Source organism: Tardiphaga robiniae, assembly GCF_001618955.1.
Lineage (GTDB): Bacteria > Pseudomonadota > Alphaproteobacteria > Rhizobiales > Xanthobacteraceae > Tardiphaga > Tardiphaga robiniae_A.
In genome coordinates this window covers 243,200-267,187 of the sequence record NZ_LVYV01000053.1, presented here as the reverse complement: position 1 = coordinate 267,187, position 23,988 = coordinate 243,200, and the positions used below count along the sequence as shown (strand labels likewise).

Here is a 23,988-nt window from a genome sequence, read left to right as displayed (position 1 = left end):
GTCGCTACCGTCTGAGCCTGCCGTCCCGTCGAATTTCACCCGCGCGGAGCGGGCGCAATGTCCGCTGGCATAGTACCGTGCCCATCGCTATGTGTTAGTGCACTCAGGTCGAATGTCTCTCCGCGAATGCGCGATAGGGTGGATAAGGCGCGGTCGCGATCACTTTCCAGCAGTTGACCGAGATGTGCGACAGCGGCATTCGGCTTGCGCTGCCGGATCGCCTTCAATGTCGACGCCATCAGGTCGGCGCTGAGTCGGCGGATGTCGCGGGTCTGATAGTCCAGCGGCGTCTTCCATATGGTTTCCCATACGGTTTGATTGGCAAGGTCGGTGAGCAGTTCGACGAGCAGTTCGTTGCCCGAGCCGCGTGCAATGGTCTTTACTGCCCGCGTCGTGGTGCGTGCGAAAGCCATCGGATCATCGATCTCGACTCCGGCTTTCAACTCGTCGCAGCGGCGCGCCAATGTATCGATGAAGCTTTCGACCGGCGTGGCCGCCATGGTGCGCACTGCTAGCATCGACAGTGCGGTGCGGACATTAAATAGGTCAGCCACCGATTTGAGTGACAGCGGCCTGATATAGGCGCCGCGCCGCGGAAAGATGTCGACCAGGCGCCGGCGCTCGAGAATGCGGATCGCTTCACGGATTGGGCCACGGCTGACGCCGAAATCGCGCGCCAGGTCGAGTTCGACAAGACGCTCGCCCGCTTTGCGACGGCCGGAGACGATCTCGGCGCCGAGCTCCTCCGCAACCTGGTCGGGGATCGTCCGCGGCGCAAATCTCCGTTCGACGTCGTGCTCGTTATCATTGAATGGCCTGCGAAGTGTCGCTGCCATGGCCGCCTCCTGTCGATGCACGCTTGCCGCGTCATACGGTCCTGTCTACCGCAGAAGTCAATTGTTGACAATTGACAGTCGATGACCTTTCATTGGGTTACTGTCGCTTCAATACATACCGGCACAAGCCGGACCGCGATGGAACGTCCCGATGCAAGATCTGCAGAACAGGGATGGCAAGGGAGGTGAACATGGCGGCTCTGTTCGCGTCGGCGCATGTCCGACTGACAACACCCCAACAGACACGCGTCTGCGGCTTTCATCCGTATGTGCAAGTGCAGCACCGGCAAACCCTGCAGCAGTGGATGATGCGCGGCGTCATTGGTCGTGTTCTGGCTGGCGAAGCGTGATGACAGGCGTGATCGACATCTCCGCTCCCACGTCAGCACGCGTTGCTGGAATGCCCGACGCGGGCGTTTCGCCGCAGCCGCCTTTGCTCGAAGTACGCGATCTATCGCTGTCTTTCGCGACGGCGCGCGGCGCATTGCCGATCACCCGGAACGTAAATTTCACCATCGCACCGGGCGAGCGCGTTGGTTTGGTCGGTGAGAGCGGATGTGGCAAGACCGTCACTGGTCTGTCGCTGCTGCGCCTGCTGCCGCCGCAGTCGGCGCGCATTCAGGGCGATATCCTGTTCAACGGGACCAATCTGGCCACGCTGTCGCCGCGACGCATGCGCGCGGTGCGCGGCCGTGAGATCGCGATGATTTTTCAGGAGCCGATGAGCGCGCTTGATCCGGTCTTCACCGTCGGTGATCAGATCAGCGAAGCCTATCGCATCCATTTTCCGGTCAGTCGCGCGGAGGGGCGCGAGCGTGCCATCGCTGCGCTGCGTGAAGTCGGTATCCCCGCGCCGGAGCGACGCTGCGACGAATATCCGCATCAACTCTCGGGCGGCATGCGCCAGCGCGTGATGATCGCGATGGCGTTGATCTGCAAGCCGAAGCTGCTGGTCGCCGACGAGCCGACCACGGCGCTCGATGTCACGGTGCAGGCGCAGATCACCGATCTCTTGCGTTCGTTGAGCGAGCGCACCGGCACGGCATTGATCTTCATTACCCATGATCTCGGCGTCGTCGCCGAAACTTGCACCCGCATGATCACCATGTATGCGGGCGAAGTTGTCGAGGATGCCCCGGTGGACGATGTGCTGACGCGGCCACGTCATCCCTACACGTCAGGGCTGCTGCGCTCGCTGCCTGGCCTCAGCAAGCGCCGCGGCGTGTTGACCTCGATCCCAGGTCGTGTGCCATCGCCGAATGCGATGCCGGCCGGCTGCCGCTTCCGATCACGTTGCACGCATGTTGTGGCGGGCTGCGAGCAGAGCCAGCCGATGATCGAGATCGAAAGCGGTCGTACTGCGCGCTGCTGGCGTGCCCCCGAACTCGTGCTGCCGGGGGCGGTGAATTGATGTCTTCCGCGCAGCACCATAATAGCGATAGCGGAATTCTCGCGGTGCGCGATCTGCGCATTCTGTTCCCGACCCGCGATGGCCGCGACACCGTCAAGGCGATCGACGGCATGGACTTCGAGGTCTGCGCTGGCGAGACCTTCGGCATCATCGGTGAGTCCGGCTCGGGCAAGACCACGCTCGGCCGTGCGCTGGTGTCGCTGCTGCCGCCGAGCCACGGCAAAATTCTGCATGACGGCACCGATCCGGCTGCCCTTGGCATAAGCGCGTTTCGCAAGCATCGCCGCGATTACCAGATCATCTTCCAGGATCCGAATGCCGCGCTCAATCCGCGCATGACGATCATCGACAGCGTGGTCGAGCCGCTGGAGATCATGGGCGAGGGCGATCATGCCTCGCGCCACCGCCGTGGCATCGAGGTGCTGGAGCGCGTCGGCCTCGCCGCCGAAGCCGCCGATCGCTATCCGCATCAACTGTCCGGCGGCCAGAAGCAGCGCGTTAACATCGCGCGCGTGCTGACGTTGCGGCCCAAGGTCATCGTTTGCGACGAGGTGGTGGCGGCGCTCGACGTCTCCATCCGCGGCGACGTGCTCAATCTGTTTGCCGATCTGCAGCGCGAATTCGGCCTGACCTATGTGTTCATCACCCACGATATCTCGGTGGTCTCGCACATCTCCGACCGCATCGCCGTCACCTATCTCGGCAAGCTGATGGAGCTCGGTCCGGCCGAGGATGTCGTCGAGCACCCGCTGCATCCGTATACGCGTGCGCTGCTGTCGGCCGAGCCAGTCCCGTTGCCGTCGCATTTGCGGGTCGACCGCCGCATCATTCTCGAAGGTGAAATTCCAAGCCCGGTGGCGCCGCCGTCGGGTTGCCGCTTCCGCACGCGCTGTCCGTCGGTGCAACCGCGCTGCGCCAACGAAGTGCCGGCCTGGCGCGACGTCAAGCCGGGACACCGCGTCGCCTGCCATTTCGCCACGGCGGACGGTCCACCGCCAGACAATCAAAAAGCGCAACGCGCATCATAATCAATGGGAGGATTTTCAAATGAAGACAATTGATCTGGGCAAGCAAACATTGCGTCGTCGTGACATTCTGGCGCTGATGGGCGGAGCTGCCGTGACCGGCGCACTCGGCCTGCCGGCTTGGGCGCAAGAGGCCAAGAAGGGCGGCGTGCTGAAGGTCGCCGCGCCGGCCAATCCGTCGTCGCTCGATCCGGCCACCGGCGGCGCCGGCTCCGACCACAGCATTCTGTGGACCATGTACGACACGCTGGTGGAGTGGGACTACGAGACACTGAAGCCGAAGCCGGGGATGGCGAAATGGGCGTTTCCCGATCCGAAGACCATGGTGCTCGACATCACCACCGGCATCAAATTCCACGATGGCACACCGATGGATGCCGAGGCCGTCAAGTTCAACCTCGAACGCAACCGCACCGATCAGCGCTCCAACGTCAAGCCCGATCTGTCCAGTGTGGATGCGGTCGAGGTAACGGGTCCGCTGCAGGTAACGCTGAAGCTGAAGAACCCTGACACCGCGCTGCCGGCGATCCTGTCAGACCGCGCCGGCATGATGGTGTCGCCGAGCAATATCAAGGCGCTCGGCAATGAGACCGACCGCAAGCCGGTCGGCGCTGGTCCATGGAAGTTTGTGCGCTGGAACGACAACGAGATCATCGTCGTGGCGCGGCATGACCAATACTGGCGTCAGGGCCGACCTTATCTGGACGGCATCGAATTCAACATCATCCCGGAAAACGCCACGGCTTTGCGTTCGGTTGTTGCCGGCCAGAACGATATGGCGTTTCAGCTGCCGGCGCGATTGAAGCCGGTGATCGAGCGCGCCAAGAATCTGGAGACGGTCACGTCGCCAACGCTGTATTGCATCCAGCTCTACTTGAACTACGCCCGCTCGCCCCTCGACAACGTCAAGGTCCGTCAGGCGATCAACTTCGCACTCGACCGCGATGCCTTCGTCAAGGCGGCCCTTAACGGACTCGGCGAACCGGCGCGCATGACGCTGCCGAGCTCGCACTGGGCGTTCAACAAGGATGTCGCCGGGATGTATCCGAACAATCCGGAAAGGGCGAAGCAGCTGCTCGCCGAGGCCGGCTACAAGGATGGTCTTGAACTGACCATAGGCGGCTATATGGATCAGGATTCCGTGCGGCGTGGCGAGGTGATTCAGGATCAGCTCGGCAAGGCTGGCATCCGTCTGAAATTCACTCGCGGCACCATCGCCGAAATCAGCGCGCAGTTCTTCGCCACCGAGAAGAAGTTCGACCTTCTTGTCTCGGCATGGACCGGGCGTCCAGATCCAAGCATGACCTACGGGCTGAGCTTCGACAAAGGCGCTTATTACAATGCGGGCCGCAGTGGCGAGCCGGAGTTGTCGAAGTTGATCCAGGAGAGCCGCGTCAGCGAAGACCTCGCCAAGCGCGCCGAGGTGTTCGCCAAGATCCAGAAATTCACGGTGGAGAACGCTCTGTCGGCACCGCTCGCATTCCAGTTCGAACTCGATGCGCTATCCGCCAAGGTGAAGGGCTTCAAGCCCAACCTGCTCGGCAAGCCGAAATTCGAAAACATTTCGCTCGGCTAATCCGTCCGACACAGCAACCGGCGCCGCGATCATCGCGGCGCCCTCAACTGGTGTGAATTGCGCATGTTGAATTCCGGACGTCTCCGCATCATCGGTCGTCGCCTGCTGCAGGCAATCCCGGTGGTGGTGCTGTCGACTTTCATCGTGTTCGGCCTGCTCAAGCTGGTGCCGGGCGATGTTGCCGTGACGCTTGCTGGCGACAATGCGTCGGAGCAGCGGATCGCCGAAATCCGCGAGCTCTATGGTCTGAACCAGCCGTTCCTGCTGCAATATGGCTCGTGGCTCTGGAAGGCGGCACATGGCGATCTCTCCAGCTCGCTGATCTCCAACGAGGCGGTGCTGACCTCGATCCAGCGCTGCCTGCCGCATACGCTGTTGATCGTCGCACTCGCACTGTTCATGGCGATGTTGGTCGGCATCCCCCTTGGCATTGCAGCGGCAACCAAGCCCGGCTCGTGGATCGACGGCTTCGTCATGGCGATTGCCTCACTCGGTGTTGCCGTGCCGAATTTCTGGCTCGGCATGCTGCTGGTGGCGTTCTTCTCGCTACAGCTCAATTGGCTGCCGGCCACGGGTGCAGTATCGCTCATGAAAGATCCGTGGGCGTCGCTTAGTCATGCCATCCTGCCGGCGGTGGCACTTGCGTCCGGCGGCATTGCCGAGGTGGCGCGGCAGCTGCGGTCGTCACTCGTCGAGATACTGTCGTCGCAACAGGTTCGCACGTTGCACGCCAAGGGTTTGCCGCCATCATCGATCCTGTGGCGTCACGGTTTGAAGAATGTCAGCGTCAACCTGCTCACCGTCGTCAGCCTGCTCGCGAACCGCCTGCTCGCGGCAACGGTCGTGGTCGAGGCCGTGTTCGCGATTCCCGGCATGGGCGGCCTGATCGTCAACGGTGCGATGAACCGCGATTTCCCAGTGGTGCAGGGCGTGGTGTTCACCATGGTCCTCATTGTCGTCACACTCAATCTGCTCACGGACATTCTCTACAGCGTCCTCGATCCGAGGATCTCCTCATGACGGATGCTGTGATGGCGCCCGAGCGTCGGCCGGGACGTTTCTCGGGTTCTGTACGCTGGTTCGTCAGTGATCTACGCGGCGCTTTCAGCCTGACTTTCCTCGTCGCGCTGTTCGTGATCTCGGTCCTCGGCCCGTGGATCTCGCCATACGCGCCGGCCGCACAGGATCTCGACGCGGCGCTGGCGACCATGTCGACTCAACATTGGCTGGGTGCTGACGATCTCGGTCGCGATATGCTCAGCCGCCTGATCTATGGCGGTATGGCGTCGCTCTATGCGAGTTTCCTTGCGGTCACGATCGCCGTTCTGATCGGCGTGCCGGTCGGCATTCTCGCCGGCTACCTTGGCGGCTGGGTCGATACGGTGATCAGCCGTGTTATCGACAGCTTCCTGTCGTTCCCGGCCATCGTACTGGCGATTGCCGTGACAGGTGCGCTCGGCATCGGCCTCACGAACGGCATGATCTCGGTTGGCATCGTGTTTTCGCCGCAGCTTGCGCGCCTCGTCCGGGCGCGCACGCTGGTGGTGCGCAATGAGCTTTATGTCGATGCCGCGCGCTGTTTCGGCGGATCAACGCCACGCATCCTGTGGCGCCACGTGCTGCCGAATGCCATCCAGCCCGTCATCGTGCAGGTCACGCTGTTGCTCGCCGCGGCGCTCCTGGCGGAAGCGAGCCTCAGCTTCTTAGGCCTCGGCATCCAGCCGCCGGATCCGAGCTGGGGCTCGATGCTGGCGCGCGCCTATCAGAACATGGAAATCGCGCCCGAGCAGATGTATCCGCCCGGCCTCGCCATCCTGTTCACCGCACTGGCCTTCAACACATTGGGTGAATCGCTGCGCGTCGCGCTCGACCCGACCATGAAACGCAATTGACCAAGACCAAGAACAAGGAAGACGGTGATGACCGCAAGCGCCGAAGAAACTGAATATCTCGCCAAGCTGCACGAGCTGTGGGCTAAGGCCTGGCCGAAGGGTACGCCGAACAAGCCGCAATATCTGCATGGCGAAGTGGCGCTGACCGAATATTTGCGCGCGTGGGCCAAACGTAATCCTGAAAAGCCTGCGGTGATCTTCTACGGTCACGTCACCACCTATGCCGAACTCGACGCGCAGAGTGATCGCTTCGCGGCGTTGCTGATGGAGAAGGGCATCCGAAAGGGCGACCGTGTCGCGGTGTTCCTGCCGAACTGCCCGCAATTCCATATCGTATTCTTCGGCATCCTCAAGCTTGGTGCTATCCATGTCCCCGTCAGCCCGCTGTCGCGCGCGTTCGAATTGTCCTACGAGTTGAATGATACCGACGCCGAAGTCATCGTGGCGCTGGATCAATTGGCGCCTGTGGTCGACCAGGTGCGGAGCGAATCCAAGCTGCGCGAAGTGATCGTTACCAGTTTTGCGGATGTGCTTCCGGCCAAGCCGACCATTCCCGTTCCAGACTCGATCAGCGCGCCGCGCATTGCCATCTCCGGTGCGACCGATCTGTTGCCGGCGCTGGCTGCGCTGCCTGAGCCAAAGCCGCTGCCGCCCGCCGGGCTCGATGATGTCGCTGCGCTGAATTACACCGGTGGCACCACCGGCATGCCGAAGGGCTGCGTGCACACCCAGCGCGATATGGTCTATACGGCCGCGGCCAATCACGGCATCTCTGTCGTCGCCAATGAAGGCAGCGTCTTTCTGTCGTTCTTCCCGGAGTTCTGGATTGCCGGCGAGAATTTCGGCCTGATCTTCCCGATGTTTACGGGCGCAACGCTTGTCCTGCTGGCGCGCTGGGATGCGATCGGGGCACTGTCGGCAATCGATCGCTACAAGGTCAATGTCACTGCGATGCCGGTGGATGGCGCCGTTGAGCTGATGGATCATCCGCGGTTCGGGGAATTCGACCTGTCGTCGCTTAATCAGGTGCGTGTCGTATCCTTCGTGAAGAAGCTCAATCCGGCCTATCGCAAGCGCTGGAAGGATCTCACCGGCACGATCCTGACTGAAGCCTCGTGGGGGATGACCGAGACCCATACGTCCAACACCCTTACGGCGGGTTTCCAGGATGATGATTTCGATCTTCTGTCACAGCCGATCTTCGTTGGGCTCCCGGTGCCCGGCGCCGAGTTCAAAATCACCGATTTCGAAACCGGCGAACTGGTGCCGCTCGGCGGCGAGGGCGAGATCCGTGTCCGCACGCCGTCGCTGCTGAAGAGCTACTGGAATAAGCCGGAAGCGACAGCGGAGTCGTTGATCGATGGCTGGCTGCGCACCGGCGACATCGGCACCATCGATACCGACGGCTTCCTGCATTTCCTCGGTCGTCGCAAAGAGATGCTGAAGGTCAAGGGCATGAGCGTATTCCCGCCGGAGATCGAGGCGCTGCTCGGTCAGCATCCGAAGGTTCTCGGATCGGGCGTGGTCGGTCGCGAAGATGCTAGCAAGGGGCAAGTGCCGGTCGCCTTCATCCAGCTCAAGCCGGAAGAGAGGGGCACCGTCACGCCAGCGGAACTGCAGGCGTGGTGTGCCGAACGGATGGCCGTCTACAAGGTGCCCGAGATCCGCATCATCGACGCGCTGCCGATGACTGCCACCGGCAAGGTGAAGAAGCAGGAACTCGACGCCAACGCGCCGCAGTAAATCGAGACGTTACATGGCCCCCGGTGTGGATGATGCCACCCCGGATCGCGTCTATTGTTCACGGAGAGTTTTGATGCCCTTTCGCAAGTTGCTGATCGCCAATCGCGGCGAGATCGCCATTCGTATCGCGCGCGCCGCGGCGGATGCAGGTCTTGCCACCGTCGCGATGTATCCCGCCGATGACGCGCTGTCGCTGCATGTACGGATCGCCGACGAGTCCGCGGAAATCCCCGGCCGTGGTGCGCGTGCTTATCTCGACATTGAAGGTGTGATTGGTGCCGCGAAAGCCACCGGCTGCGATGCGCTGCATCCGGGCTACGGCTTTCTCAGCGAGAACGCCGATCTGGCCCGCCGCTGCGTCGAAGAGGGCATCACCTTCGTCGGCCCATCACCCGCGGCATTGCAGCTGTTCGGCGACAAGGTTGCGGCCAAGCAACTCGCCAAACGTTGCGGCGTTCCGATCATCGCGGGCACCAGGGGCCCGTCGACGCTCGACGAGGTCAAGGCGTTCTTCGCGTCGCTCGGCAGCAATGCCGCTGTAATGATCAAGGCGATGGCCGGCGGCGGGGGGCGCGGCATGCGCGTGGTCGAACGCGCGGAGGATCTCGAAGATGCCTATGCGCGCTGCCAGTCGGAAGCCAAGGCGGCCTTCGGCAGCGAAGGCGTCTATGTCGAGCGTCTCATTCGCAATGCCCGTCATATCGAAGTGCAGATCATCGGCGATCGTCACGGCGATATCAGCCAGCTCTGGGAGCGTGAATGCACGATCCAGCGCCGCAATCAGAAGCTGGTCGAAGTTGCGCCGAGCCCGTCGCTGTCACACAAATTGCGGAGCCGCATCGTTGAAGCCGCCAAAAATCTCGCGGCGGAGGCGAAGTATGACAGCCTCGGCACGTTCGAATTTCTCGTCGATGGCGAGGCTGGCGAGGGCGATGGCGCCTTCGCCTTTATCGAGGCCAATCCGCGCCTGCAGGTCGAGCATACCGTGACCGAGGAAGTGCTGTCGGTCGATCTGGTGCGGTCGCAGCTCGCCGTTGCCGGTGGCGCCACGCTGGCGTCGCTCGGCCTCGATCAGGCTTCGGTGCCGAGCCCGCGCGGTTTCGCCATGCAGCTCCGCATCAATATGGAGACCATGGATGCCACCGGTGCCACCAAGCCGACCGGCGGCACGCTCGCGATTTTCGAGCCGCCGTCAGGCCCCGGCGTGCGTGTCGATACGTTCGGTTATGCCGGATACAAGACCAGTGCGGCATTCGACTCGCTGCTGGCCAAGGTGATCGTCCACACGCCGTCGTCGAAATGGCCCGACGCTATCGCCAAGGGCACGCGGGCGCTGCGCGAATTCCGCATCGAGGGCGTCGCCACCAATATCCCGCTGATGCAGGCGATCCTGGCCAATGCCGACTTCCAGGCCAACCGGATCAGCACCAGTTTCATTGATCGCAATGTTGCCGATCTGGTCGCTGCCGCACTGACAGCAAGCAAGCCGCTATTCGCCGCTAGCGGATCAACCGGTGATGCACGGACCTCCGCCGGCGTCGTGCAGCCCGCGCCGGAAGGATCGGTCCCGGTCGCGGCGCCGCTGCAGGGGACGGTCGTGTCCATCCCGGTGGCCGAAGGCGATGTTGTCAGACCCGGCCAGCAACTCGTCATCATCGAATCCATGAAGATGGAGCATCTGGTGACTGCGGAGCAGGGCGGTCGCGTCACCCGGATCAAGGCATTTGATGGCGTCACGCTAATGCAAGGCGAGCCCATTCTGTATATCGAACCGCAGGACGTGGCCGGCGACCTCGCCACCGAAGAAGCTGATATCGATCTCGACCACATTCGTCCCGACCTTGCCGAACTGATCGTTCGCCAGGGGATCACGCTCGATGAAAACCGGCCCTCTTCGGTCGAGCGCCGGCGCAAGACCAATCAGCGCACCGCGCGCGAGAATATTGCGCAACTCGTCGATGACGGCTCCTTCATGGAATATGGCAGCCTCGCCATCGCCGGCCAGCGGCGCCGCCGCGCGGTCGATGATCTCATCAAGAACACGCCGGCCGATGGCCTGGTCGCCGGTACGGCCACGGTCAATGCTGCGAAATTCGGCGAGCACGAAGCGCGCTGTATGGTGATCTCCTATGACTATACCGTGCTGGCGGGCACCCAGGGCCATATGAACCACAAGAAAATCGACCGCATGCTGTCGCTGGTCGAGCAGTGGCGGATGCCGCTGGTGTTCTATGCCGAAGGCGGCGGCGGTCGTCCCGGCGATACCGACCGGCTCGGCATGACGGGTCTCGACGGGCCGTCCTTCGTGCAATTCGCCAAACTTTCGGGTCTCGTCCCGGTGGTCGGCGTGGTGTCTGGCTATTGCTTCGCGGGCAACGCTGCGATGCTCGGTTGTTGTGACGTTATCATCGCCACGAAGAACGCCTCGATCGGCATGGGTGGTCCTGCGATGATCGAAGGCGGGGGCCTCGGCGTCTATCATCCGGCCGAAGTCGGGCCGGTGTCGTTCCAATCGCCGAACGGCGTCGTCGATATTCTCGTCGAGGACGAGGAGGAAGCGACACGGGCCGCGCAGAAATATCTATCCTACTTCCAGGGCGCCGTCACCGAATGGCGTGCGCCTGACCAGCGGCTGCTGCGCCGTGCGATCCCGGAGAACCGGTTGCGCGTCTATGACATCCGCGCGGTGATCGATCTCATCGCTGATGAGGACTCCGTGCTCGAAATCCGGCGCGATTTCGGCGTCGGCATGATCACGGCGTTCATTCGCATCGAGGGCAAGCCATTCGGCCTGATCGCCAATAATCCGAAACATCTCGGCGGTGCCATCGATGCAGCGGCCGGCGACAAGGCCGCGCGCTTTCTGCAGCTCTGCGATGCATTCGACATTCCGATCGTGTCGCTCTGCGATACGCCGGGCTTCATGGTTGGGCCGGAAGCGGAAAAGACTGCGATTGTGCGTCATGTCGCGCGCATGTTCGTCACTGGCGCGAGCATCACGGTGCCGTTATTCGGCATCGTGCTGCGCAAGGGCTATGGGCTCGGCGCGCAGTCGATGATCGGTGGCGGTTTTCACGCCTCGTTCTTCACGGCGGCGTGGCCGACCGGAGAATTCGGCGGCATGGGGCTGGAAGGTTACGTCCGGCTCGGCTTCCGCAAAGAGATGGAGGCGATTGCCGACCCGGTCGAGCGCGAGACCTATTACAAGAACAAGGTCGCTGAGCTCTATGCCAACGGCAAGGCAACCTCGATCGCCTCGGTGTTCGAGATCGACAACGTCATCGACCCCGCCGAGACGCGGCGCTGGGTGATGGCCGGCTTGCGATCGGTGCCAAAACCGCCGCAACGCGAGGGCCGCAAGCGTCCCTGTGTCGATACCTGGTAGCCACAACGAACCGACATCTTATTTCGGAGAACTCCCATGACATCAGCCGCATTCGATACGTCGATCGAAGAAACTGTAGAGGCGCTCACCGGCCCGTGGCGCCAGCCGCGCCAGATGCTGCATGGGCAAACCTACGACTCGCATGCGTCCATCCATGACGACGCCACTGCGCAGAAGCTCGGCTTCAAGGGTGGCACCATCGAAGGTCCGACTCATTTCAGCCAGTTCGCACCACTCTGCGAGCGGCTATGGGGCAAGGCGTGGTTCGAGACCGGCTGCATCTCGGCACACTACCGCGCCGCCGCTTTCGAGGGCGAAGAGGTGCAGGCCATCGTCGAGAAGCCGGCCGACGGCGGCAACTATGCAACGATCCGAATGATGAAGCGCGACGGCACCGAAGTGCTGCGTGGCAGCGCGTCGATCGGCATCGATGCGCCGGCCTCCGCCCTGGATATCCGACTCACCGAGCTGAAGCCGCTGAGTGATGCCGTCATCCTGCGCGACATCAAGCTTGGCATGACCACCGCATCTCAGACGGTTCGGATGGATTTCGATCAGAACATGGGCGAGCTCTATCCATTCTCGCTTGAACAGAAGCTCAAGGTCATCACCGAGCCGTCGCCATATTACGCGCCCGAGAGCGCAGGCAGCTCGCCATGGGGACGCGCGATCATTCCGATGGAAATGCTCAGCGTGTTGTTCCAGCACGGCAGCAAGAAAGATCGTCTGCCGGTCAAGGGGCCGTCAGTCGGCTTGTTCGCCGATCAGGAAATCCGGTTGCTGCGAGGTCCGCTGTTCGTTGGAGAAGACTACCGCTTAGACCGCCAGGTCGTCGCGATGTCCGGCAGCAAGCGTACCGAGAGCCTGTGGGTGCGCACCGAAGTCTTCGACAATTCGAATGCGCCGGTCGCGACGATGCTGCTCAATCTGGCGACGCTCAAGGAATCCTACGCCAGCTACGACCAAGAGTACGCTGCGCTTCCTCGAAGTTGAAGAAGCCTGCAGAACTCACTTTCCATCCCGACGAATTGCGGCAACGTCGCTTGCTACCCAATCGTCTGCCACGCGTAGCATGATACACTATCTTCCAGTTGGACGGCGAGGCCGGACAAGAGCATCGGCAATCAGACAAAATCATCCCGAGATGTGACGCTCGTCACATCCACCTCCAGCGGGACGCAGTAAGGCTATGTGCCTTATCTGGAGGCAATCATGAGTGCATCGGAAGATGAACTGGAGCAATCCTATCGTCGATTATACCACCGCTTGATGATCAGGGCCGGACTGATTTGCGTCGTCCTCATGTGTGCGATCGTGGTTGCGCAGAGCGCCGCAGTCCCTGCCATCGTGAAGCAAATCGTTTCAGGCTTTAACGATATGCACACGTCGTCAGGGTCAGAGGCGCCATCGCTACGCGCAGGTCGCAGTTGCCGGCTGAAGAACTCCTGGTCTATGATCGGGATAGCACCATTCGGTCCGGCAGGCATTGAAGACAACGGCTGGCGGATCGAAGTCGAGTCACGCGGCGATGTGGGCGCAATCTAGTTGTCAGGAGCGGCGTCCTGAAATCGCCGTTGTTCAAGTCTAGCTAACAAGTTCTTGGCGGGCAAAATTGAGTGCGATCCGCCCGTGATACTGAATTTGTGCGCATTAGTGCACAAGAGTGCAGATCAGAACAGTGACCAGCGTGGCTGATGGTTAGATCAAGCGCTTCACTCGCATTCGAGAATCCGGAATGGGTGGTGCGCACACTGCTCTTCGTGGACGTGGTCGAGTCCGTGCGACTGATGGAAGAGAACGAGGCCAGCACCGTACAGCGATGGCGTAAACTCGTTAAAACGGTAGATGAAGATATCCTGCCGCGGTTCGAGGGGCGGCTTGTAAAGAGCCTTGGGGATGGGCTCCTGATGGAATTCCCTCAATCTTCCCTCGCAGTGAAAGCTGCCTTTGCAGTTCAGAATGCGTGTGCGGGCATCAATGAAGGCGTTCCGCCAGATCAGTATATCCTCGTCCGTGAAGGAGCTCACGTCGGTCATCTCCTTGCTGACGAGCACGATGTTTACGGGGCTGACGTTAACCTTGCAGCCCGGCTCACAGGTTTAGCGGGGCCGGGGGAAATTGTCGTATCGGCCGATGTTCGCGACCAGCTCGTGCCCGTATTGGATGCCGACGTCGAGGATTTGGGAGCTTGTTACCTTAAACATGTGCATGAACCCGTTCGAGCGTATCGTATCGGCCCACCGGGGCCGCGACCCGTGATCGAGCCAGGTGCTGTATCAATGCCGAAGTTGCGCCCCACTGTCGCGGTCGTGCCTTTTGCCGGGCTGGATGATGGTCCGGAACATCGGGTCATTGGCGAAGTGCTCGCCGACGAAGTCATATCCGCGCTGTCGCGCTCATCGGAGCTGAACGTCATCTCGCGCCTGTCGACGTCTGTCTTTCGCGGGCGGGATAGTTCGGTCGAGGAGATCAGCAGTTATTTGACGGCGAACTACGTTCTGTCGGGCTCTTATCGCAAGGCCGGAAGCAAGCTGCGGATGAATCTCGAACTGGCATCGTCGTCGAATCTGACGATCGTTTGGTCTGACTCGTTTGTTTGTAGCGCGACAGCTTTGATCAGCGGAAAGGACGGCGCCGTCGCGGGCATTGTGACGGCGGTCAGCCTGGCGATTATGGCGCGCGAGCTTGAACGTGCACAGTCGCAATCACTCCCGACCGTCGAGAGCTATACGTTGTTGATGGGGGCGATTGCGCTCATGCATCGCCTTTCGGTGCAGGATTTTGACAGGTCGCGTCAGATGCTCCAGGTCCTGACCGAGCGTATGCCCCGGCAGGCCGTACCATGGGCATGGATGGCCAAGTGGCACATATTGCGGGTCCAGCAGGGATGGACCGATGACCGGAGTGCGGACACGCAACTGGCGCTCGATTGCGGGCGGCGAGCGCTGAGTGCCGATCCGCGTTGTTCCCTCGCGCTGGTGGTTATGGGCTTTGCTCATACCAATCTGCTGAAACAATTTGACGTCGCGCAGGAGCAGTATGACCTCGCGCTGCGCGTCAATCCCAACGATGCGATGGCGTGGCTGCTAAAGGGAACGCTTCTCGCCTTCAAGGATGCAGGAAAGTCGGCAGTCGAACACACCGAGCACGCGCTGAAACTGTCGCCGCTGGACCCTCACAGATATTTCTACGATTCCCTGGCCGCAACGGCTGCGCTCTCCGCCGGGCAATTCAAGCGCGCCATCGATCTTGCGAACCGTTCGTTGCGCGCAAATCGCACGCATACATCCACGTTTCGCGCGCTGGCGATCGCGCAATGGCAACTCGGCCTTCAGCAAGAGGCGCGCAAGACGGTGACCGAACTGATGAAACTCGAGCCGGGCCTGACGGTCGCGAAATATCGCGAGCGTCACCCCAGTGGGGGATATGAAACCGGCCGCATCTGGTCGAGCGCATTGCAGGGAGCTGGCGTACCGAATTAGCAGAACGGGAGCGAAAACATGTGCACGATGGGTCCTGAAGGCGGCGCAGGAGGTGCGGGGGGCGCAGGCGGCGCCGGTGGTGCCGGGGGAGCGGGAGGCGCCGGAGGCGCCGGAGGCGCGGGCGGTGCTGGAGCCGGGCCCTACGGCAGTTATGGGTCACCGCTGGTTGCCGATGCACTCGTCAAGCACCGCGATGGTATCGTCGGAAGTTGGCTCGGTCAGACCGTCAATCGCTCGCCACGTGCGCTGGACGACAAGAAGAACCTCGCGCTCTGGGAGCCGTGGGTACGGGCGGCGGTCATCGACTTCGAACTGCTGTCGCACCTCCATTTTACAAGCCACTCAGAGAGATTCAGCTACAAGCATCAGGGCAAGAACGTCTCCCGGACACCGAGCGAAAAGTCGGTCACGGTCTGGCAGTTCCACGTTCAAACCACAGCGACAGATCCATCCCCCAAAGCGAAATCGAGCCGGATTGCGACTTTGATTCGCCCGCCGGTCGACACTTTCAAAGGCCAGCTGGATTTTCTGGATCAATACTCCGATCTTCGCGAGGATCGTGTTTCGGAAATAGCGACCCAACTCGGCCCTCAATATGCGTTCTGGAGTTCGGTCGTGAACTTGCATCCGGATCGCACCAAGAAGACGATCGAGCTGCTCGATGCTGCACTTCGGTTTGCGACCGCGGTGGAAATGCGCATCAAGCATGCTCTGGCGTGCTGGCGACCCTATGAGCTGTCGTCTCAGGTTCAACCAATCATTCTGACGCCGGGCCACGGGACATTTCCGAGCGGTCATTCAACCGAAAATCACATGATTGCGCGCATCCTGTGGGAGCTGTACGGGCGCGAACCGAGACTAGGTGAGCAGTTGATGCGACAGGCGGCACGCATCGCGGTCAACCGCACAGTGGCGGGTGTCCATTTCCCGGTCGACACTGCGGCCGGTCAGGTGCTTGGACTATCACTTGCCCGCTATTTCATTCTGCGGGCGAAAGGTGGGCCGAGGTTCAACGCCTGGCGTTTTGACGGCGGGCGATACGGAGCTACTCAGGACTTCAATTTCCATGATTTCTATAATCCAGCAAACGGACAGGAAAAGCTGAGCCCCCTGATCGATCCGCCCTATGTCGATCTGCTCGCCTCCACGCCGCCAGCTGTATCACCGATTATGAAGTGGCTGTGGGACGCGGCGCTTACAGAGGTGAAGTAGCTGCTGGGAAATGGCGGTAGGGCGATCGCATTCGCGAGGTGTGCGTTATGGCAGAACAACGGAAGCGAGTTTCACCTTATCTCGAATGGGCAGTGCTGACCGAGTTCGCTTATCTCCCGGGTGAGTGGTTCTGGGTCTTGTTGGAGCTTGATGGACCAGCGGAAGTCCTTGCCCGTTCCGTCATGCGCTCGGGGCTAGATCAGGTCATTCGAATTCCCGCGGTCTATCAGGAGGCGCCACCCTCGCTGAGAGGTGCCGACCTAACATGCTGTATGGCGATTGCGAGACGGGAGGCTCTTTCCGCATTTGTTTCCGGCAAGGTATCGCGCGGTGACGCCAAACAGTTTGCGTCCCTACTGTCCTCGATCAATCGAATCGAGCTTGGAACGCCGACGACGAATCTGTTCGAGAGAACTGAACCGATCGAGCAGTCGTTGCTTGCCGCGAGTCCGTCGCGGCGGGCAATTGTCGCGATCATCGATGACGGATTGGCGTTCGCCCATGAGAGATTCCGCTTTCAGGATGGCCGATCGCGGGTGAAGTATTTCTGGAACCAGGACGATCACACAAATACAGGCCGGCCGGCCGGATTCGGCTGGGGACGCGAGTTGCAGGAGAACGAGATCAATCAGCTGCTGGCGTCCTGCACGCATACTGGATTGCTGGATGAGGATGAGTTCTATCGGTTGGCCGGCCAGAATCTGGCTGCTCGCCGCGCCAAGCACGGTACGCACGTCATGGATATCGCTTGCGGGCTCGACCCGAAACATGCGGTTCCCGAAGATCCCAACCTTCCCTATATCATCGGCGTTCAATTGCCGAAGTGGGTGACAGAGGAGACGTCGGGCGCATTCCTGACTCCGAATGTCTACGCCGCCATCTCCTATGTGCTCAGTCGTGCGGATCAGATCTCCGCCGCCGAGGGAACGGGGCCGATCCCTGTGGTCATCAATTTGAGTTATGGGACCATTGCCGGCCCGCACGATGGTACGTCACAGCTGGAAGCTGCGATCGATCAGTTGATAGCGTCACGCACCGCGCCGCTCAGGGTCGTTCTGCCAGCCGGAAATCACTATCTGGCGCGATGTCATGCCTTGGTCGAACTGTCTCAGGCATCAGTCCCTGGCCAGCTGCCCAAGCGCTTGCGGTGGCGCGTGCAGCCCGACAATAAAGCCAACAGCTTTATGGAGCTGTGGCTGCCCAAACAGGCAACAGAGAAGTCCCAGCCCGAAATCGCCATCAGGATTACCACCCCGACGAACCAGCGCAGCCCTTGGATTGGGGCTAACCAGAACTGGCAGTGGCGCATATCAGGCCAGCTCCGGTTTTTCGCGAAATACTATACTGCAGTCGGGGAGCGATCGCAGATACTCCTTGCTATGGCCCCCACGGCTGATCTCGCAATGCCCTCGTTGACTGCGCCGTCCGGGACGTGGCTGATCGAACTCAAAAACAAAGGGGTAGCCACGACAGTCGATGTCTGGGTTCAGCGCGGCGACACGCCATTTGGCTATCCGTTGTCAGGGCGACAATCTCGGCTTGAAGACGAGAATTACGTGCGCTTCGATCTTGCCGGGCGACCGGAGCAAGATGACAGGGGCTCCAGCCCGGTCCGGAGGGAAAGTACGATCAACGCGTTGGCAACAGGGACGCACGCAATCGTCGTGGGTGCTTATCTTCGCAGTGACAAAGCCGTCAGTGAGTATTCGGGAGCTGGAGGGCGCACGACCACAAATGGCGCGTCCCCAATCCGAAGCCCCGATGTGTCGGCAGTTGGAGACGAGTCGCCAGTACACAGGAATTTGCTTGCCGCGGGTACGCGCAGCGGATCTGTTGTGATGATGAATGGGACAAGTGTCGCGGCTCCGCAGGTGACACGGTTGATCTCGGAATTGATGATCTCGCAGCTTGCTTGCGATCGTCTGGACGTACAGCGCATCGCGAAAACAGGAGACACAAAGGCGCCAGGTCCCGGCTCACCATTGGCCGTGCGGATCGGGGCTGGCCGGCTCGATCGGTGCGGACGTCCAAACAGACCTTGATTTTGGACCCGTGTGGAGCACAGGGGACATCGCGGTGTCGAAAGCGAAGGCAGCGAGCTCAGCGAGCCGTCAGGCGGCAATGCGCATGAACGCGATCTTCAGCGACCTTGCGCCAGAGACGATTACCCAGCTGTTTCACCGCGCGTCTTTCCAGACCTTCGAACGCGGAGACTACATTTTTCGACGCGGAGACCCTGGGACGTGCCTGTTCGGAGTTGTGGAAGGCTCGGTGAGGATGTGTACATCCTCTCCTGACGGTAAGAGCGCGGTGTTAAATCTGATCGGTGCCGGTCAGACATTTGGCGAGATTGCTGTTTTGGATGGCCTCGACCGAACAACGGATGCAATTGCAAACAGCGATTGTGAAATCTGGGGAATTGCGCGGCGCGATCTGATCCCCCTGGTTAGAACCGAGCCGGCTTTGGCTGCCAAGTTCATTGATTTGTTATGCGCCCGCCTGAGATGGACGAGCGAGCATCTGGAAGAGGTAATTCTTCACGGCCTTGAGGCTCGTCTTGCCCATATCGTCATAAAATTTGCGGAGCCGAATCTGCAAATGGATGGATCCCTAGTAGTGAATATGACGCAACAGAACGTCAGCGAGATGGTGGGCATTTCGCGGGAGCGCGCAAATAAAATCATATCCGGTTGGGCCGAGCGCGGCTGGGTTCTGGTCAAGAATCGTACACTTGTCCTTCTCAATGCTCAGGCGTTGAGGAACATCGCCACGCGAAGTTAGAACGTGACGATGCCTTTACCGATCGGGCACGCCCGGTAAAGTCCAGCAGGCTTCCGCCATCATCGTCGAGGTGCTTAGTTCGCCTGTCCCTGCAAACAGACTGGTACAAAGTTGCAATCGAGATAGTTGCTAAGGCATTCTGCTGATATTGAGTTCGACCGCAACGACATCAGTAGCTTGACTCACATCTTCAAATCGTCCCGTTTGAAATCGAGCCCGATGTCGAGAACGCCGACGCTATGGGTGAGCCATCCGATTGAGATCAGATCGACGCCGGTCGCAGCGATGTGTGGCGCTGTAGCGGGCGTGATGCGGCCGGAGGCTTCGGTGACCGCCCGACCTGCGACCATCGCGACGGCTTCCGTGAGCGTGGGTGGATCCATATTGTCAAGGAGTACCGCGTCTACACCGTGATCGAGCGCCTCGCGCAGCTGATCGAGCGTGTCGACTTCGAGTTCGATCTTGACCAGATGGCCGACGCCATTTCTTGCCCGCTTCAGCGCCTCGGTTACGCTGCCGGCGATGGCGACGTGATTGTCCTTGATGAGTACAGCATCGTCGAGGCCGAACCGGTGATTGCTGCCACCGCCAACGCGGATCGCATATTTTTCGATGGCGCGCAGCCCTGGCGTTGTCTTGCGCGTGCAGACAATTTTCGTCTGGTAGTCTCGGACCGCTGCAACCACAGAAGCAGTCGCCGTCGCGATTCCGCTCAGGCGGCACAGGAAATTCAATGCGACCCGCTCAGCGGTCAAAATACCGCGCGCCGGGCTGGTGATCGTGGCGATCACGTCGCCGGGCGCCAGGACTGCGCCGTCGTTGCGCTCGATATGCACCTCGATCGCGGGATCGATCAGTTGAAAGGCGAGTCGAGCGAGGTCGAGCCCGGCCACCACGCCGGGCTGGCGCGCAACAAGAAGAGTCGTGGCGCGTCGGTCGGCTGGCACGATCGCATTGGTCGTGAGATCGCCGGCTCGTCCGAGATCTTCGAGCAATGCCATGCGAACCAGTGGCTCGATTATGACATGGGGGAGCGGTGAGGGCGTCATGGCGATCCTTTGGGTTAGGCGACGAGTTCCGGGATGTCGTCTCGCGCGGCTTGAAGCGCATCATCAAGGCGCAGCGTCGAACGCTGTGCCAGACTCGTGTGCTTCGGGAAGTCGGTGCGTGCATGCGCGCCGCGGCTTTCTTGGCGGCGCAAGGCAGCGATCACGATCATCAGGCCGACAATTGCGGGATCGCTTGCAGCTTGCTGCGAGATCGCGAGGGGATAGAGCGAGCGGGCGGCGGCACGCAGGCCTTCGCCATCGCGCAACACGCCTGCGGCACGCGCCAGAATAGGGCGCACCGAACTTGGGTCGCTGTCCGTTACTCCACCGGGCAACATTGGCTGACGCCGCCGGATGGAGGTCGTTGCGGCAATATTCTGGGCAACCCAGCCGCCACACACGGCCGCCTCGAGGAGTGAATTACTGGCGAGCCGGTTTGCCCCATGGAGACCGGTGCAGGCGGCTTCGCCGCAGGCCCACAGACCGTCGACGGAGCTCCGCCCGGTCCGGTCAACCAGTATGCCGCCCATGTGGTAGTGCGCAGCGGGACGGACGGGGATCGGCTGCGTAACCGGATCGATTCCTGCGTCGCGACAAAGTGCCGTGATGGCTGGGAAACGCCGCGTAAAGTCGAGGCCCTTCACGCCCCTTGCGTCGAGAAAAACCCGATGCCCTGCCGCGATGTGCCGCCAGACGGCACGTGCAACGATATCGCGGGACGCAAGCTCGGCGCCGGGGGCACCGGCCATGAAGCGATCGCCATTTCCGTCGACCAGGATCGCGCCTTCTCCACGCACCGCCTCACTGATGAGCTTCAGTGGAGAGGACTTGCTGTCGAGCGCCGTCGGGTGGAACTGGATGAATTCAAGATCGGCCATGACGGCGCCGGCGCGTGCTGCGAGCGCGAGGCCCTGGCCAAAGGATCCAGCCGGATTTGTCCCATGCAGAAACAGACCTCCGATGCCACCGGTCGCGATGGCGACACGATCGGTGGCAAAAAACACGGGTCCTCGACCGGTAAGGCCAAGAAGACCCACCACCGCATTGTCTTCGACGACCAGGCGCTGTGCCGTGGCTCCCTCGACCACCGTGATCGAAGGCGTCTCACGGACCTTGCGGACCAGGGCTCGGATGACGTCCCGGCCTGTTGCATCACCCCCGGCATGGACGATCCGGCGGCGCGAATGCGCGGCCTCGAGGCCGAGGATGATCTTGCCGCTGGCATCCCGATCGAAAAGGACGCCGAGCCGCGCCAACTGTTCGATCGCGGCGGGCGCTGCGGCGAGGATTGAGGCCGCGATGGTTTCGTCGCACAAGCCGTCACCGGCGGTGAGTGTGTCTGCCAGATGCAGCGAAGCACTATCATCCGCCCCGATACTGGCAGCGATGCCGCCTTGCGCGAGTGCGCTCGACGATTCCGAGCCCAGCGGCGCGCCGGTCAGAAGCAATACTGGCCGCGGCGCCAGCGCCAGGGCGGTCATGAGGCCGGCGATGCCGCCGCCGATAATGACGGGAGCGCCGTCCGTATCGTGTAATGCTGTCATGTGACGGCCAGCATTCGTTCGACCGCGAGGCGTGCGCGCGCTGCGACACTGTCGTCGATCGTGACCTGATGCTGCATCGTCTCCAACGCGTGACGGATGTTGCCGAGCGTGATCGTCTTCATGTGCGGACAAAGATTGCACGGACGAATGAATTCGAGGTCCGGGTACTGGATGGCGACATTGTCGCTCATCGAGCATTCCGTCAGAAGCACGACCCGCGGTGGTCGTTTGCTTGCGACGTAGGATGACATGGCGGCCGTCGAGCCGGCGAAATCGGCCTCCGCCAGGACGTCCGGCGGGCATTCCGGGTGCGCCAGTACGACGACACCGGGGTGGTTCTCGCGCAATTGGCGCACCTCTTCGGCGGTAAATCGCTCATGTACCTCGCAATGCCCGGTCCAGGTAATCACTTTAACCTTGGTCTCGGCAGCGATGTTCCTGGCCAGATATTCGTCCGGCAGCATGATCACGCGTTCAACGCCAAGCGACTCGATCACCGCCTTGGCATTGCCCGAGGTGCAGCAGATATCCGACTCGGCCTTCACCGCTGCCGAGGTGTTCACATAAGTCACGATCGGCACGCCAGGATACTTTTGCCGCAGCAGCCTCACGTCCTCGGGCGTGATGGAGTCGGCAAGCGAGCAGCCGGCGCCGCGATCGGGAATCAGCACGGTCTTCGACGGATTGAGTAATTTGGCCGTCTCGGCCATGAAGTGAACGCCGGCGAGAACGATGACATCCGCCTGCACATGCATCGCTTCGCGCGCCAGTGCGAGACTGTCGCCGACTATGTCCGCGACGCAATGGAAGATGTCCGGTGTCTGATAATTGTGGGCAAGGATGACCGCGTTGCGGCTCTTCTTCAACGCGATGATCGCGTCGATATCTTCTGACAGCATCGACCATTCGATCGCAGGGATCGCGTGGCGCACTTTCGCATAGAGATGTTCCGAAGGACGCAGTTCGGGTATCGACAGCATGATATATACTCTCGTTGAGCATATATTATACTGTAATCGAGTATAAGTCTTGTCAAGCCCCCGAGACGGGAAGTTTGGTTCCGGCAATGGCGCGTTCCGCAAGGACGGCACGGCGAAAGCGGAAAAGCTTTGCAGGACGTCCGCCGGTGTCCTGGCTGGTTTCGCCAGTTTCCTCAACGAGTTCCTGCTGCTCGATCAGGCGGCGGAAATTCGGCTTGTGCACTTGCCGTCCCGCCAGCGCCTCAACACAGCGTTGCAATTGCAGCAGCGTGAATGTGTCCGGCATCAATTCAAATACGACAGGATGATATTTGATCTTGGCCCTGAGTCTTGCAATTCCAGTGGCCAGAATCCGGCGATGGTCCAGGATCATGGGGTGACCCGGCGTGTTCGATAAGGCCGCACGGGTCGACGTGGATGTTGAGGAATTTCCGCGTGTCGCCTCCGGGATCAGTTTCGCCTCATATAATAGCTCGTACCGTTGCAGAACCAGTTCCTCGTTCCAGCTGTGCTCTTCGAAACCGAAGAGCATTGCGGCGCGCTGCCGACGGGCGCGCTGCGCCGCCCGGTCGGATGCTGCAGAAGCCCAGGCTTTGAGCCCTGGCTGCAGAGCTTTCTCCATCAGCAGCGGTGGGCCGTCGCGATGATCCTCCCAGGGGAAGTAATCATACCAGCCGCGCCATCTGGCCTCGTGTTCGCCGAATGCCGGTTGTTCTCGTGTCAGGCCAAGATAGCTGATCGAGATGACATGCTGCCCAGTGGTGCCCGCGCGATCACGATCGGCAAAGGTGTAGAGCTGTTCGACATAACCGAGCGGCAACCGTGTCTGCCGTTCGACCCAGGCACGTAGCCCCGATTGCAGCGAACGATGGGCGAGTTCGAAAGGCCCGGAGGGCAGGGCGCGCTGATCCTGAATCGTTAGAACACGAGGCTCACCCGAGGTCACGGCTACCAGCACTGCAACAAGATCAGCCGCAATTCCTTGCGGCGATGAATGCGCTGCCAGGCGCGCTGGCCTGGAATTGGGGCTGTCGAGCGGGTCCATGAGCTGGTCTGCTTAAGTGTTCATAGG

Annotated in this window: 19 protein-coding genes; 14 read left to right on the top strand and 5 right to left on the bottom strand. The window is 61.1% G+C overall.

All coding sequences use genetic code 11. The features are described 5' to 3' along the window. Positions 1–35 precede the first annotated feature (35 nt). Complete coding sequence (locus A4A58_RS25260; RefSeq protein ID WP_068737351.1) at positions 36–836, bottom strand: GntR family transcriptional regulator; 801 nt, start codon at positions 834–836, stop codon at positions 36–38. 191 nt (positions 837–1,027) lie between these two features. Between A4A58_RS25260 and A4A58_RS30960 the strand changes: the two genes are divergently transcribed. From A4A58_RS30960 to A4A58_RS25195, 14 genes are all read left to right on the top strand, one after another. Beyond that, on the top strand, positions 1,028–1,186 hold the full coding sequence (locus tag A4A58_RS30960) for a hypothetical protein (protein WP_158005743.1): 159 nt from the start codon (positions 1,028–1,030) through the stop codon (positions 1,184–1,186). Beyond that, positions 1,186–2,247 carry an ABC transporter ATP-binding protein gene (locus tag A4A58_RS25255; protein WP_433993654.1) on the top strand — a complete coding sequence of 354 codons (1,062 nt, stop codon included), beginning with the start codon at positions 1,186–1,188 and terminating at the stop codon, positions 2,245–2,247. Before A4A58_RS30960 ends, A4A58_RS25255 begins: the two co-directional genes overlap by 1 nt. Next, a complete protein-coding gene (locus tag A4A58_RS25250) occupies positions 2,247–3,275 on the top strand; it encodes an ABC transporter ATP-binding protein (protein ID WP_068737349.1) in 1,029 nt (342 codons plus the stop codon). Before A4A58_RS25255 ends, A4A58_RS25250 begins: the two co-directional genes overlap by 1 nt. A 19-nt stretch (positions 3,276–3,294) precedes the next feature. Continuing rightward, a complete protein-coding gene (locus A4A58_RS25245; RefSeq protein WP_068737347.1) occupies positions 3,295–4,848 on the top strand; it encodes an ABC transporter substrate-binding protein in 1,554 nt (517 codons plus the stop codon). A 63-nt stretch (positions 4,849–4,911) separates the two neighbouring features. After that, entirely contained in the window at positions 4,912–5,868 is a 957-nt protein-coding gene (locus tag A4A58_RS25240; protein ID WP_068737345.1) for an ABC transporter permease, read from the top strand. After that, on the top strand, positions 5,865–6,740 hold the full coding sequence (locus A4A58_RS25235; RefSeq protein WP_068737343.1) for an ABC transporter permease: 876 nt from the start codon (positions 5,865–5,867) through the stop codon (positions 6,738–6,740). The genes A4A58_RS25240 and A4A58_RS25235 overlap by 4 nt, the downstream gene beginning before the upstream one ends. Before the next feature lie 27 nt (positions 6,741–6,767). Then, entirely contained in the window at positions 6,768–8,483 is a 1,716-nt protein-coding gene (locus A4A58_RS25230) for an AMP-binding protein (protein WP_068737341.1), read from the top strand. Positions 8,484–8,556: 73 nt separating this feature from the next. After that, a complete protein-coding gene (locus A4A58_RS25225; protein WP_068737339.1) occupies positions 8,557–11,868 on the top strand; it encodes an acetyl-CoA carboxylase family protein in 3,312 nt (1,103 codons plus the stop codon). Positions 11,869–11,904: 36 nt separating this feature from the next. Further along, positions 11,905–12,861: a hypothetical protein gene (locus A4A58_RS25220; RefSeq protein WP_068737337.1), complete on the top strand. Its 957-nt coding sequence runs from the start codon at positions 11,905–11,907 to the stop codon at positions 12,859–12,861. A 219-nt stretch (positions 12,862–13,080) separates the two neighbouring features. Further along, on the top strand, positions 13,081–13,413 hold the full coding sequence (locus tag A4A58_RS25215; protein WP_139069944.1) for a hypothetical protein: 333 nt from the start codon (positions 13,081–13,083) through the stop codon (positions 13,411–13,413). Between the two features lie 197 nt (positions 13,414–13,610). Continuing rightward, positions 13,611–15,350, top strand: coding sequence for an adenylate/guanylate cyclase domain-containing protein (locus tag A4A58_RS25210; protein ID WP_204378205.1), 1,740 nt, complete (start codon positions 13,611–13,613; stop codon positions 15,348–15,350). Between the two features lie 18 nt (positions 15,351–15,368). Beyond that, the gene (locus tag A4A58_RS25205) at positions 15,369–16,562 is read left to right on the top strand and encodes a phosphatase PAP2 family protein (RefSeq protein ID WP_139069943.1); all 1,194 of its coding nucleotides are present in this window, start codon (positions 15,369–15,371) and stop codon (positions 16,560–16,562) included. A gap of 47 nt (positions 16,563–16,609) precedes the next feature. Further along, on the top strand, positions 16,610–18,604 hold the full coding sequence (locus A4A58_RS25200; RefSeq protein WP_068737329.1) for a S8 family serine peptidase: 1,995 nt from the start codon (positions 16,610–16,612) through the stop codon (positions 18,602–18,604). A 34-nt stretch (positions 18,605–18,638) separates the two neighbouring features. Next, positions 18,639–19,343, top strand: coding sequence for a Crp/Fnr family transcriptional regulator (locus tag A4A58_RS25195; protein ID WP_081422057.1), 705 nt, complete (start codon positions 18,639–18,641; stop codon positions 19,341–19,343). A 182-nt stretch (positions 19,344–19,525) separates the two neighbouring features. Here the strand turns inward: A4A58_RS25195 and nadC are convergent, their stop codons facing one another. From nadC to A4A58_RS25175, 4 genes are read right to left on the bottom strand one after another with little or no spacing between them, the layout of a single operon-like run. Next, a complete protein-coding gene (gene nadC / locus A4A58_RS25190; protein ID WP_068737327.1) occupies positions 19,526–20,392 on the bottom strand; it encodes a carboxylating nicotinate-nucleotide diphosphorylase in 867 nt (288 codons plus the stop codon). Between the two features lie 14 nt (positions 20,393–20,406). Further along, positions 20,407–21,936: an L-aspartate oxidase gene (locus A4A58_RS25185; RefSeq protein ID WP_068737325.1), complete on the bottom strand. Its 1,530-nt coding sequence runs from the start codon at positions 21,934–21,936 to the stop codon at positions 20,407–20,409. Further along, positions 21,933–22,916: a quinolinate synthase NadA gene (nadA, locus tag A4A58_RS25180; protein WP_068737323.1), complete on the bottom strand. Its 984-nt coding sequence runs from the start codon at positions 22,914–22,916 to the stop codon at positions 21,933–21,935. Before nadA ends, A4A58_RS25185 begins: the two co-directional genes overlap by 4 nt. A gap of 52 nt (positions 22,917–22,968) precedes the next feature. Beyond that, positions 22,969–23,961 (bottom strand): NUDIX hydrolase, encoded by a 993-nt coding sequence (locus tag A4A58_RS25175; protein ID WP_068737321.1) that lies wholly within the window; start codon positions 23,959–23,961, stop codon positions 22,969–22,971. Positions 23,962–23,988 lie beyond the last annotated feature (27 nt).

Bases quoted from the DNA above. Each gene is read 5' to 3' on its own strand.
- nadC (WP_068737327.1), bottom strand. From the start codon at position 20,392: ATGACGCCCTCACCGCTCCCCCATGTCATAATCGAGCCACTGGTTCGC.
- A4A58_RS25220 (WP_068737337.1), top strand. From the start codon at position 11,905: ATGACATCAGCCGCATTCGATACGTCGATCGAAGAAACTGTAGAGGCG.
- A4A58_RS25200 (WP_068737329.1), top strand. From the start codon at position 16,610: ATGGCAGAACAACGGAAGCGAGTTTCACCTTATCTCGAATGGGCAGTG.
- A4A58_RS25205 (WP_139069943.1), top strand. From the start codon at position 15,369: ATGTGCACGATGGGTCCTGAAGGCGGCGCAGGAGGTGCGGGGGGCGCA.
- nadA (WP_068737323.1), bottom strand. From the start codon at position 22,916: ATGCTGTCGATACCCGAACTGCGTCCTTCGGAACATCTCTATGCGAAA.
- A4A58_RS30960 (WP_158005743.1), top strand. From the start codon at position 1,028: ATGGCGGCTCTGTTCGCGTCGGCGCATGTCCGACTGACAACACCCCAA.
- A4A58_RS25185 (WP_068737325.1), bottom strand. From the start codon at position 21,936: ATGACAGCATTACACGATACGGACGGCGCTCCCGTCATTATCGGCGGC.
- A4A58_RS25250 (WP_068737349.1), top strand. From the start codon at position 2,247: ATGTCTTCCGCGCAGCACCATAATAGCGATAGCGGAATTCTCGCGGTG.
- A4A58_RS25240 (WP_068737345.1), top strand. From the start codon at position 4,912: ATGTTGAATTCCGGACGTCTCCGCATCATCGGTCGTCGCCTGCTGCAG.
- A4A58_RS25235 (WP_068737343.1), top strand. From the start codon at position 5,865: ATGACGGATGCTGTGATGGCGCCCGAGCGTCGGCCGGGACGTTTCTCG.
- A4A58_RS25255 (WP_433993654.1), top strand. From the start codon at position 1,186: ATGACAGGCGTGATCGACATCTCCGCTCCCACGTCAGCACGCGTTGCT.
- A4A58_RS25260 (WP_068737351.1), bottom strand. From the start codon at position 836: ATGGCAGCGACACTTCGCAGGCCATTCAATGATAACGAGCACGACGTC.
- A4A58_RS25230 (WP_068737341.1), top strand. From the start codon at position 6,768: ATGACCGCAAGCGCCGAAGAAACTGAATATCTCGCCAAGCTGCACGAG.
- A4A58_RS25245 (WP_068737347.1), top strand. From the start codon at position 3,295: ATGAAGACAATTGATCTGGGCAAGCAAACATTGCGTCGTCGTGACATT.
- A4A58_RS25215 (WP_139069944.1), top strand. From the start codon at position 13,081: ATGAGTGCATCGGAAGATGAACTGGAGCAATCCTATCGTCGATTATAC.
- A4A58_RS25225 (WP_068737339.1), top strand. From the start codon at position 8,557: ATGCCCTTTCGCAAGTTGCTGATCGCCAATCGCGGCGAGATCGCCATT.
- A4A58_RS25175 (WP_068737321.1), bottom strand. From the start codon at position 23,961: ATGGACCCGCTCGACAGCCCCAATTCCAGGCCAGCGCGCCTGGCAGCG.